The following is an 11744-nucleotide window of genomic DNA, read 5'->3' on the forward strand; positions in this document are numbered from 1 at the left end:
CGCCTCAGTTCAAGAAAGGACGGACGTTACAGCGCCCGTTGGCACCCTGAACTGACATGCTTTCGCCGGGGTTGAAACCCGAAGACACCGAACTGCTTTGCTGGGCCACCCCACCCGCAGGCGGTTGTGTCGAGAACTGGACGGCCGTACGGCGGCCCGTTGCCTCGCTGGGGCCATAGCCGCGCACGACATAGATGCGATCTTGCCAGCCCGCACCCAAAGTTCGACGCGCAAAATCCGCAGCCGCGCACCAATAGCCGTCAACGTCCCTCCGTGATCGCGGGATCACTTCGAAAACCGAGTTGTTCAGCGCGACGGTCTGAAACCCGTTTCGCGCAGCTGAGGCCGAAGCCGGTGTACTCAGCAAGATCGCAGCAGTCACTGCTATAGTCATAACCTTTTTCATAATCATACTCTTTCCTGTTACGAGGTGAATTTTGAAATAGTGTACATTCATAGCGAGCAAGGCCGGTTCACAATCAATTCAGACGCGCCCTAAGATCACGTGAGCGCGCGTCAGAATTGTATCAAGCTGTTCGCCTTCTTTACAGGTCTTCGACCCGCAAGCACTCACAACTGCTTGATGAAAGGCTGATCACGTGTCGGGGAGCCTCTGGTCGTCTGCGCGACAATTTGGCTGGGCTCTGACCTTCATCCCCATAAAGGTGCCAACCCGACAACGCGCGAATAATAGATGGATCATCAACACAGGGCTTGCCGAATTCTGCCAAACTTTTACGATTTACAGTCAGTTGAAAGAAAGTTCCCTCAGGCCCTCCAGCGGGTAGTCTGGTGGAAATCACATTGAATGCGCTAAAAAGACATTATGGATGTAGATATTGCTCGCCTCCAATTGTTGACCAGAATGCTTGAAGATCAAGCGAACGATCCGGCTATTGTGGATCAGGTTCTGGAGAAAAGCGGCCTAAGTCGCGACGACCTATCGCCTGCGGCTTCGACCTATAGCGCCCAGAAAGAGGCGCTTTTTGTGCGGTTCGCCTGCGATGTGCTGGCCGACGCGACATTTGCGGCCAGGGCCGGTCTGCAGTTCAAGTCATCATCAAGCCTGACGGCCTATATCAGTAAGTACTCGCGCGATCTGAAGCAGGTACTGGAAAATGCGTCCCGGTATCACGGCCTCATAGACCCCGCCCTGATGTTCAGCCTGAGAGTGGCAGGAAACTTCGCTGCAATCGAGGCGGAGTGGAAAGACGCAAGCTATGCCCGCTATCACCGGCGAACCGAATTCCTGTTGTTCGCGGGTCTTGCCCGGCTGCGGGACCTGACGCAATCGAACTTCTTTCCGATTGAAATTCGCTTTCAGCATGAAGTTGGAAGCAGTAGGAACAAATACCAAAGGCTGGCTGGCTTTCCGGTGCTGTTCGGAGCTGAGAGGGTCGAAATCGTACTGGCACTGTCCTCGCTGGACCTTCCGGTTCCAACCTATGATCCAAAATTGCGCGAGCATCTGTTGGAATACGGCGACCGCGTTATCGCCGAAAAGCGGCAACCAAAACAAAAGCTGCGCGCTCAGGTCGAAGGGTTGATCACCCGATCCTTGCCCGGCGCCATCATTCAATCCGAAGACGCCGCCGCAAATCTGGGGCTAAGTGCCCGGACCTTTGCCCGAAGGCTCAAGGAAGAAGGCACAAGCTATCGCGAAATCGTCGAGGACCTGCGATGCGATCTGGCCCAGACCTTTATCACCAACGGGATGCCCCTGTCCGAGATTGCGTTCTCTTTGGGATATGCCGATCAACCCGCGTTTTCGACCGCATTCAAAAGGTGGACGGGGCAAGCCCCAAGTGCGTTTCGAAGCAGGCTGGATGTGTCAGCCAAAGTTTGAGACCGGGGGTCATTGGCGCGAACGCCTCGCCCCGGCCCGTCCCATGAGTGGACACCCGCGATATAGAACCGCTGCCACCCGTTGACTTGTGAGTTCTCGCCAATTTGAGTTTTGAACAAGACTTCGTGTTCACGATGGTTGTCCAAAGAAAAAGGCGCCTGATGTCAGGCGCCTTTTTTTGATCACTGATCCAGGAAGGACCGCAGTTTGCGCGAACGGCTGGGATGTTTCAGCTTCCGCAGCGCCTTCGCCTCGATCTGACGGATACGTTCGCGGGTCACGCTGAACTGCTGACCCACCTCTTCCAGCGTATGGTCGGTGTTCATACCGATGCCAAAGCGCATCCGCAGAACCCGCTCCTCACGCGGGGTGAGCGAGGCCAGAACTCGTGTGGTCGTTTCCTTGAGGTTTTCCTGAATGGCGCTGTCCAGCGGCAGCACGGCATTCTTGTCCTCGATGAAATCCCCAAGCTGGCTGTCTTCCTCGTCGCCAATCGGCGTCTCGAGGCTGATCGGCTCCTTGGCGATTTTCATCACCTTGCGGACCTTCTCCAGCGGCATTTGCAGCTTTTCGGCCAGTTCTTCCGGCGTCGGCTCGCGGCCGATCTCGTGCAGCATCTGGCGGCCGGTCCGAACCAGCTTGTTGATCGTCTCGATCATATGAACCGGAATACGGATTGTGCGGGCCTGATCCGCGATAGACCGAGTGATCGCCTGACGAATCCACCATGTCGCATAGGTCGAGAATTTGTACCCGCGGCGGTATTCGAACTTGTCCACCGCCTTCATCAGGCCGATGTTACCTTCCTGAATCAAATCAAGGAATTGCAGACCGCGGTTCGTGTATTTCTTGGCGATCGAGATCACCAGACGCAGGTTGGCTTCGACCATTTCCTTCTTGGCCTGACGCGCCTCTTTCTCACCCTTTTGAACCTGCTGCACGATGCGGCGGAATTCGGGGATATCCAGACCGACATATTGCCCGACCTGAGCCATATCGTTGCGCAGTTCTTCCACCTTGGCGGTCGAGCGTTCGATGAACATCTGCCAACCCCGGCCCGGCTTTTCGGCCATATCCGACAGCCAGTTCGGGTCCAGCTCGCGCCCGCGATAGGCGTCGATGAATTCGCGGCGGTTGATCCGTGCCTGATCCGCCAGTTTCACCATCGCGCTGTCCAAAGACATCACGCGGCGGTTGATGCCGTAAAGCTGGTCGATCAATGCTTCGATCCGGTTGTTATGCAGGTGAAGCCCGTTCACCAGTTCCACAATTTCGGCGCGCAGTTTCTGATAGGTCGCTTCGTCCTGTTCGCTGAACGAGCCGTCTTCGTTCAGGGTGGCCGAAATCCGGCTGTCCTGCATTTCTGACAGCATCGAGAAGTCGGTCGAGATGCGTTCCAGCGTCGTCAGAACCTGATCTTTCAGCGCGGCTTCCATCGCGGCCAGCGACATGTTGGCCTGATCGTCGTCGTCATCGTCGTCGTCGTTGTTGAGCGGGTTGCCGTCAGCATCTAGCTCGGGACCGGTATCTTTAGCTGGCTTCGCCGCCTGCACGTTCGAGGTATCGACCACAGGCTCCTCGACATCGCCGTCTTCGTCCATCTGGTTGCCAAAGGTGGCCTCCAGATCAATGACGTCGCGCAGCAGAATATCTTCGGACAGCAATTCGTCGTGCCAGATCGTGATCGCCTGGAAGGTCAGCGGGCTTTCACACAGACCGGCGATCATCGTGTTGCGGCCAGCCTCGATCCGCTTGGCGATGGCGATCTCACCCTCGCGGCTCAGCAGTTCGACCGAGCCCATCTCGCGCAGGTACATGCGCACCGGATCGTCGGTGCGGTCCAGCTTTTCGGTTGCTGCCCCTGACAGGGCAACTTCGCGGTTGCTTTCGGTCGTGGTGAGTTCGGTCGAGCCTTTGTTTTCTTCTTCCTCGGCCTCTTCATCTTCGATGATGTTGATGCCCATCTCGGACAGCATCGACATCACGTCTTCGATCTGCTCCGAGCTGACCTGATCCGGCGGCAGCACCTGATTAAGCTGGTCGTAGGTGATGTAACCTTTCTCGCGGGCCTCGGCGATCATCTTCTTGACCTGGGCCTGGCTCATGTCCAGCGAGATTTCCTGTTCCTGCTCGTCGGATTTGCGGTCTTCGTTGGTATCCTTGGCGGCCATTCAATGCTCCTGCAGGGATGGGTGATTCGTCTGATCCGAATCATTAGCGCGTAGAAGTGATTCGGCCACCCGTTTACCTGTTTTTCTTTTCCAGTGCCTTACGAAAACACCACTTTACCGGCGTTTTCGCTCAAAATTGATTCCGGACGTGATTGCCTCGAACGCGTCTTTCTCGTCGCGGTTGATTCGCGCACCATTGTCGGCCACGTCGAATATCGCCCTGTCTTCGTTCTGGCTGCGGCTTGTGCGGTTACGCTCTTCGGCGGCCTGAGCCAGCCGATATGTCAGCGCCTCATCTGCCAGTTCAGACAGTTCCTCCTCGGCTTCGGCAATCTCTGCATCCAACCCCCTGAGAGCTTTGATTTTTGCGAGTTCCTCGGCCAGGGTCATCTCGGCCTTTTCAACGTCGCCCGGTTTGAACACACAGGGGATCACTGCGACATGGCGAAGGCGCAGAAGGTTTTCAAGGGCGTCCGGCCCCAAAGTTTCGGCAATGTGGTCTTTCAGGTTATCGGGGTCATCAATCGCATGCCGCAAGATCGCGCCGCGCAGGGCGGCGTGGTCGGGATCGCGACACTCCATCTCCTCCAATTGATGTTCAAACTGCACCACGACCTGCGGGTTCAGCGCCGCGATCGCCAAGATCGCACCTTCACGCAGTTGGATTTCCGCGCCCTCGGACGAGGCTAGGAACGAAGCGCGCGCGCCCGGCGTCGCCGCCGGTTTGGGCTGCCATTTGCCGCGCGGCTGCCATGGGCGGTTCTGCGACTGTCGCTGCGGGCGGAATAGCTGCCAGCGCAAATCCTTGATTTCCTGCCCGTAATGCGAGCGGATCGACGGGTCGCGGATCAGCTTGATCTTGTCGCGCAGCACCTTGTCCAGCGCCGCTTTGCGCTCGGGACTGTCGAAGACTTTACCCTCGGTTTCGCGCTGCCACAGCAGTTTGACCATGGGGATCGCGCCCTCCAGCACCGTCTGCACGGCGCCAGGCCCTTCGGCGCGCAGCAGGTCGTCGGGGTCTTTCCCCTCGGGCATCAAGGCAAAGCGCAGGGATTTCCCGGCCTCAAGCAGCGGCAGGGCCAGATCCACCGCCCGCATCGCGGCGCGCAGACCGGCTGTGTCGCCATCCAGCGCAATGATCGGTTCATCGGAAATACGCCAAAGCAGTTGCAGTTGATGTTCGGTAATCGCCGTCCCTAAGGGCGCAACGGACGCGCCAAACCCGGCCTCGGCCAATGCGATGACGTCCATATAGCCTTCGGCCACAATCAGAGGCTGCCCCTTTCCCGCCGCTTGCCGTGCGGGGCCGTGGTTATAGAGGTTGCGGCCCTTGTCGAACAGCTCAGTCTCGGGCGAGTTCAGGTACTTGGCGTTGTCATTGGGGTCCATCGCCCGACCGCCAAAGGCAATGCAGCGTCCGCGCGGGTCGCGGATCGGGAACATGATCCGGTTTCGGAAGGTATCGTAGGGCTTTTTGCCCTTGTTCGACGGCTTCGCCAGACCTGCCCCAAGGATCAGATCCTCGGCCACACTCTTGCCGGTCAGATGATCCCATAGCGCCTGCCATCCATCGGGCGCAAAGCCGATCTCCCAACGATCCAGCGCCTGCGCATCCAAGCCGCGGCCAGTCAGGTAATCTCGCGCGGCCCCCCCTGCCCCGGTCTTGAGTTGCAGACGGAAGAACTGAACCGCCTGCTCCATCACCTCGGCCAGTTGCGCGCGGCGATCGTGCTTTTCCTGCGCCTTTGGATCGCGCTGCGGCATCGGCATCCCGGCCTCGCGCGCCAAAATCTCAACCGCTTCGATGAACGAGACATTCTCGGTCTCTTTCACGAAACTGATTGCGTCCCCTTTGGCATGACAGCCGAAGCAATAGTAGAACCCTTTTTGGTCATCCACATGGAACGAGGCAGTCTTTTCATGGTGAAACGGGCACGGTGCCCACATGTCCCCTTTGCCCTGATTGGACTTGCGCTGATCCCACATGACCTTGCGGCCAACGACCTGAGACAGGCTGAGGCGCGTGCGCAATTCATCTAGAAATCCGGGGGGCAAAGACATGGGTCAAACCTGACAGAAATGAAAACGCGCGCCAAGGGGATGACACGCGTTTGTCCACAGCGAATTACTGATCTTGTGGATTATTGCTGCAAACACAGCTCCAGCCACGCGGCGGCAAGGTCCTTTTTGCGGATATCGCGCATCTTCTGCTCATAAACCCACGGAGTGATCAACGGGATTGCCGCGTTGTAATTATCCGGCCATGTCGGGCTGGATGCTGCAACGGCACCCGGCACGTCCCGCTCTTTCACTTTATCAAGTCGCGCTTTCTGAATGGCTGCGACAACGTCGGCCTGGTATTGGCAGTCCTGTTTCTTGGCTTCCTGGGCTGCCAAGGGCGTGGCCGCTAGCAAGGCCACTATTGCTATTCGCAACACGGTCGTCTCCCGGATTTGATTCCTTCCGGGCAGCTTACCCGCCTCCGGGCACCCCTGCCATCATCCATTTTCACCTGTCCGGGAAACACTCTGAAAATACAAGGGCGGCCGAAAATACATCCGACCGCCCCAATTTCTAAAACGTCAGAGACCTTTGGCCCGATAGCTTTTCGAAACGCGATCAATGGCCACAATATAAGCTGCCGTTCGCAAATCTTCGACGTCATCGCGGTTGTGCCAGACTTCGCGCATGGACTGATAGGCGATACGCATCGTGTCATCCAAGCCTGAACGAACCAGTTCCAACTCGTCTGCGCCCTTCAAGTACTTGGACTTGAAATTCGGCGACATCGACCAGGCATCCCCCAGATAACGATCCAACCGTTCAAGCTCGCTGACGATAAGCTCGTGGCGGGCTTCTTCCTGTCGGCGCTGCATACGACCAAACCGGATATGGCTGAGGTTCTTGACCCACTCAAAGTAAGAAACCGTCACACCGCCCGCATTGGCGTACATGTCAGGGATGATCACCGTGCCTTTCTTGCGCAGAACCTCATCCGCACCCGCTGTCACAGGACCATTCGCGGCTTCGATGATCAAAGGCGCCTTGATGCGATCGGCGTTGGCCAGGTTGATGACGCCTTCCAAGGCGGCAGGAATCAGGATGTCGCACTCTGCTTCCAAAACCGTCGCACCGTCTGCCGAATGGGTCGCGTCGGGATAGTCACTTACCCCTCCATGCTTGACGATCCACTGGCGAACGGATTCAACATCAATTCCTTCCGGGTTATAGAGCGCGCCATCCCACTCGATGATACCGACAACGCGGCTACCATCCTCCTCGCTCAGGAACTTGGCGGCGTGATAACCCACATTGCCAAGCCCCTGCACGACAACGCGTTTGCCATCCAGCTTACCGGACAGGTTCGCTTTTTTGACATCCTCAGGGTGCCGGAAAAACTCGCGCAGCGCATATTGGATACCCCGGCCCGTCGCCTCGACCCGCCCGGCGATCCCTCCGGCATTTAGAGGTTTGCCCGTCACACAGGCGCGTGCGTTGATATCGGTGGTGTTCATACGGGCGTATTGATCCGCCATCCACGCCATCTCGCGTTCACCCGTGCCCATATCCGGCGCCGGGACGTTCTGCGAGGGATTGATGAGGTCGCGCTTGGCCAGTTCATACGCGAACCGGCGCGTGATCTGCTCAAGCTCATGCTCTTCATATTGGCGCGGGTCGATGCACAACCCACCTTTGGAACCACCAAACGGGGTTTCCACCAGGGCGCACTTATAGGTCATCAGCGCAGCAAGCGCTTCGACCTCGTCCTGATTCACGGCCAAGGCGTAGCGGATACCACCCTTCACCGGCTCCATATGCTCTGAATGAACAGAGCGGTAGCCTGTGAACGTGTGGATATCGCCCCGCAACCGTACACCAAATCGTACGGTATAAGTGGCGTTGCAGACCCGGATTTTCTCTTCAAGCCCCGGAGGGAGGTCCATCAGGGACGCTGCCCTGTTGAACATCAGATCAACACTCTCGCGAAAGCTGGGTTCTTTTGTGGCCGTCATTTAATCCTCCGTGCCAGCGAGCGACCTACGCTCTGACTTTTTGTCGCACCCCTTTCGTAAACGATCAATATTTAAGCAAAAATAAAATTCCAAATCCCCACACTTTTTTGCGACCTGCGGTGAGTCGCAGTCTTTTCAGACGTCGCAGGGAATTGTCCCCAAAGAGAATACAGACCAACGCAAACCTTATGAATTATCCGCCATCGGACAGGAAAAGGGCTTAATCTAAGGTTTTTTCGCCCAATTCCCGCCACGTTTCAGGGCTAATTTTCTCGCGTTAACTTTTCCTTAGCAGAGCCAGGCTTCTGTTCAGCGAGGTCAGCAATATGATTAAGAACGCTTTTCTCAGCGGGTTTGAAAAATTTGGAAAAAAGAGCGTACCGGTCCGTGACTTCGCTGAACGCGAAGACGGGACGTTCACTATTTTTGTGCTGTTGGGATTCTTGGTTATCTTCGCCACCACCGGGATGGGCGTCGATTTGATGAACTACGAGCGTGACCGCGCGAATCTGCAGTCAACGCTGGATCGTGCTGTTCTGGCCGCCGCCGACCTTGACCAGAAACTGCCCCCGAAAGAGGTTGTGGCATCCTATCTGGAAAAAGCCGGATTGGAGGGCAAGCTTGTCGGCGAACCCATCGTGATCGAAGGGTTGGGCTCCAGAACTGTTTCTGCAACCGCCCAGACCGTCGTCAAAACGCATTTCATGAGCTTCTCGGGGGTCAATTCGCTGACCGCGCGCGCTGCAAGCACAGCGGAAGAATCCGTGGGTGCCGTTGAAATTTCGCTGGTCCTCGACATGTCGGGTTCGATGGACAACCCATCCGCCGAAGCTGGAAAAACCAAGATCGAAGTTCTGCGGGACGCTGCGAAAGAATTTGTCACGCTGATGCTGTCGAAACAGGACGCGACAGAAGTTTCGATGTCGATCATTCCCTACGCGACACAGGTGAATGCCGGCGAGGATATTCTGAGCAAGTTCAGCAATGTAACTTCCGAGCACAACTACTCGCACTGCGTGAATTTTTCGTCGTCGCAATTTGGCAGCCCATCAATGGATCCGAGTTCGGCGTTCCAGCGCACCGCGCATTTTGACCCGTTCCGCTATAGCAGTGGCGCTGAGCAATTCCCGCGTTACCCGGTATGCCCTGTCCGTGCCGGCAGTGAGATTACGGCCGTCACAGACGATATCGACGTCTTGCACAACCGAATTGATGCTCTGACTGCGAAAGGCAACACGTCGATCGACGTTGGAATGAAGTGGGGCTCTGCCATGTTGGACCCGAAATTCCAGGGCATTGTCAAAAGCCTGTCGACCGAGGGCGCGGTTCCCGTGAAGTTCGACGACCGCCCGCTGCGCTACGAGGATGATGTTCTGAAAGTAATCATCGTCATGACCGACGGTAAGAACACGACGCAATATATGCTGAACTCCAATTTCCGCAGCGGCAATTCCAATGTCTGGTTCAACCCCGAATACGACCGCGGCAATGGGAAATTGGGCGAATACAGTGTTCGCTATACCACGAACCCGGATCGTTGGGTCTGGATGCAGCACACAGATGCGGCGGGCTACTATGTCACGGCGACGCATCCGTTTGGCAATCCGCCCAACGAAAACGCTTCGAACGAAGAAGTCGGCACATCCGTGCGCCTGACCTACCCCGAACTCTTCAACCTTGCTTCGACATGGTGGAATGCCAAGAACAACTACTACTGGCAGAACAACCACGAGAGCAACTGGCACTACAACATTCGGTCATCGGTGGGCGCATCCACCAAGAACACGCGCACCAGCAACATCTGTGGCGCGGCGAAAGACAAAGGCGTGATCGTCTACGGTATCGCGTTCGAAGCCCCGACCGAAGGGCTGACAACCATCAAGAACTGCGCGAGCTCGGACAGCCACGTCTACAAAGTCGACGAATTCGATGATCCCGAAGGGATTTCTCTGGAAGACGCCTTTGTCTCCATCGCTTCGTCGATCAAGAAACTGAGGCTGACACAATGAGCATGAAGACGCTGGCGAAACTCCTGAAATTTCGAAAATCAGAGTCCGGCTCTGTAACGGTCGAATTTGTCCTGATTTTCCCCGCGTTCCTGTTTTTCATCCTGAGCGCGGTGGAGTATTCACTCGTCACCCTGCAACAGGCGATGTTGGAACGCGCGGTTGACCAATCCGTTCGGGATATTCGCCTGGGCACAGGGGCAAACTTCAACCATGACCAGATCAAGGACTCGATCTGCAACAAGTCGATCATGGTCAGGGAGTGTGATAAAAACCTGCGGCTCGAAATGATCATCCAAAATGCGTTTGTTGGCGTTGACCTGCCGGCAGCTCCGGACTGCACCGACAATTCGGAAGAGGTGAAGCCCGTTCGTCAGTTCAAACAGGGCCAGTCTAACGAACTGATGATCCTGCGCGCATGCGCAAAAATTGATCCGGTGTTCCCGACCTCTGCGATGGGTCGTGCGCTTTCGGACGAGACAGGCCAGATCGCGTTGACCGCGACCACAGCATTTGTTCAGGAGCCTTGATAGACCCATGTCCTTTCTGTCCAAGTTCAAAAAGCTCTTTAGCCGAACCGCGCGTGACGAAAGCGGTCTGCTGACCGTCGAAGCGGTTCTGATTTTTCCCATGCTGGTCTGGACTGTCACCGGGGCCTTCACCTTTTTCGACGGGTTCCGTCAAAGTGCAGCCAACCTGAAGGCGGCCTATACGATTGGCGACCTCGTTTCGCGGGAAACGCAAACCATTACAAACACCTATGTGGATTCTCTTCACGAGCTGATGCAGCGTATGGTCAATAATGGTTCGGAAATGAAGCTGCGGCTCACACTCATTGTTTTTGATGAAGAAGATGACCGCCACTATGTAAGGTGGTCAACTGAACGCGGGTATAACGACGTTTGGACAGATGGCAACATCAACAACATGCGCGACAGCCTGCCCCCCATGCCAAATCAGGACACGCTGATTATCGTTGAAACGTCCAACAGCTATGTACCGGTTTTTGGATCCGGCTGGATTTCTGACGACTATACGTTCAGGAACTTTGTGTTCACCCGCCCCCGTTTCACAAACGAAATCGCGGCTAACCTTTGATCTCACCTCTGTCTGCGATCATCGCAGACAGCATCTCGGACATAAACTTGGTTTCTGCGGCGGCGGTCATTCCACCGATACCGACCCGGTGACCCAGCCGCCACCAAAGGCCTGGTGCCCAGACGTTCTTTTCCTTGGAACTTGTTCGTACAAGAAATCCATTGGATGGTTTGAACGCAAACACCCCCCGGTCAACGGCTTCGACATCCTGCACGCGGGCAATAACGCGCCCTGTTCCGGTGCGCAGTTCGGTTTCGGTCAATTCAATGCAATCTTCGGTCGCGTACCACATGCGGTGCGCCAACCAGAACGCGGCAGCCCCCACCACGATCAGAAACACCTGCCAATGAGGTTCGGGCGGGGCAGCCAGGGCCACATACAGAACCATGGCACCGACCACCGCCAACATACCAACCCCAAGCCATCGCCTGGGCGTCGACGCTTTTACTGTGGCCAGAACTTCTTGCTGCATGTCCATCCCCTGCATGATTTTGACCGGGTTTAGCGGCTTTCCACGGCGAAAGACAGAGGGCGCGTCATCGCTAATTTCTGCACACTGTCCGTGCCCAATCGCAAATTGACGCAGATTGCGCACAGGATACATGATCGA

10 protein-coding genes are annotated in these 11744 nt (G+C 56.4%); 4 read left to right on the plus strand and 6 right to left on the minus strand.

Annotated features, from left to right (window positions below; genetic code table 11):
* Positions 1 to 4 precede the first annotated feature (4 nt).
* The gene (locus ACR0MS_RS03820) at positions 5 to 406 is read right to left on the minus strand and encodes a hypothetical protein (protein ID WP_480568991.1); all 402 of its coding nucleotides are present in this window, start codon (positions 404 to 406) and stop codon (positions 5 to 7) included.
* Between the two features lie 459 nt (positions 407 to 865).
* Between ACR0MS_RS03820 and ACR0MS_RS03825 the strand changes: the two genes are divergently transcribed.
* The gene (locus ACR0MS_RS03825) at positions 866 to 1846 is read left to right on the plus strand and encodes a helix-turn-helix domain-containing protein (protein ID WP_480568988.1); all 981 of its coding nucleotides are present in this window, start codon (positions 866 to 868) and stop codon (positions 1844 to 1846) included.
* Positions 1847 to 2028: 182 nt separating this feature from the next.
* Here the strand turns inward: ACR0MS_RS03825 and rpoD are convergent, their stop codons facing one another.
* From rpoD to ACR0MS_RS03845, 4 genes are all read right to left on the minus strand, one after another.
* The gene (rpoD, locus tag ACR0MS_RS03830; RefSeq protein ID WP_480568985.1) at positions 2029 to 4017 is read right to left on the minus strand and encodes an RNA polymerase sigma factor RpoD; all 1989 of its coding nucleotides are present in this window, start codon (positions 4015 to 4017) and stop codon (positions 2029 to 2031) included.
* 114 nt (positions 4018 to 4131) lie between these two features.
* Entirely contained in the window at positions 4132 to 6078 is a 1947-nt protein-coding gene (dnaG, locus tag ACR0MS_RS03835; RefSeq protein WP_480568982.1) for a DNA primase, read from the minus strand.
* Between the two features lie 80 nt (positions 6079 to 6158).
* The gene (locus tag ACR0MS_RS03840; protein ID WP_480568980.1) at positions 6159 to 6455 is read right to left on the minus strand and encodes a hypothetical protein; all 297 of its coding nucleotides are present in this window, start codon (positions 6453 to 6455) and stop codon (positions 6159 to 6161) included.
* Positions 6456 to 6599: 144 nt separating this feature from the next.
* Complete coding sequence (locus tag ACR0MS_RS03845) at positions 6600 to 8030, minus strand: Glu/Leu/Phe/Val family dehydrogenase (RefSeq protein ID WP_480568977.1); 1431 nt, start codon at positions 8028 to 8030, stop codon at positions 6600 to 6602.
* 326 nt (positions 8031 to 8356) lie between these two features.
* On the opposite strand from ACR0MS_RS03845, the gene ACR0MS_RS03850 reads away from it, so the two are divergent.
* The 3 genes from ACR0MS_RS03850 to ACR0MS_RS03860 are packed head-to-tail and all read left to right on the plus strand — an operon-like array spanning position 8357 to position 11134.
* The gene (locus tag ACR0MS_RS03850) at positions 8357 to 10039 is read left to right on the plus strand and encodes a pilus assembly protein TadG-related protein (RefSeq protein ID WP_480568974.1); all 1683 of its coding nucleotides are present in this window, start codon (positions 8357 to 8359) and stop codon (positions 10037 to 10039) included.
* Positions 10036 to 10566, plus strand: coding sequence for a TadE/TadG family type IV pilus assembly protein (locus ACR0MS_RS03855; RefSeq protein WP_480568971.1), 531 nt, complete (start codon positions 10036 to 10038; stop codon positions 10564 to 10566). The genes ACR0MS_RS03850 and ACR0MS_RS03855 overlap by 4 nt, the downstream gene beginning before the upstream one ends.
* A gap of 7 nt (positions 10567 to 10573) precedes the next feature.
* Positions 10574 to 11134 carry a TadE/TadG family type IV pilus assembly protein gene (locus tag ACR0MS_RS03860; protein WP_480568968.1) on the plus strand — a complete coding sequence of 187 codons (561 nt, stop codon included), beginning with the start codon at positions 10574 to 10576 and terminating at the stop codon, positions 11132 to 11134.
* On the opposite strand, the gene ACR0MS_RS03865 is transcribed toward ACR0MS_RS03860, so the two are convergent.
* On the minus strand, positions 11124 to 11606 hold the full coding sequence (locus tag ACR0MS_RS03865; RefSeq protein ID WP_480568965.1) for a hypothetical protein: 483 nt from the start codon (positions 11604 to 11606) through the stop codon (positions 11124 to 11126). The two genes, ACR0MS_RS03860 and ACR0MS_RS03865, sit on opposite strands and share 11 nt — an antisense overlap.
* Between the last annotated feature and the right edge of the window lie 138 nt (positions 11607 to 11744).

This window comes from Ruegeria sp. CJ2, assembly GCF_056536745.1.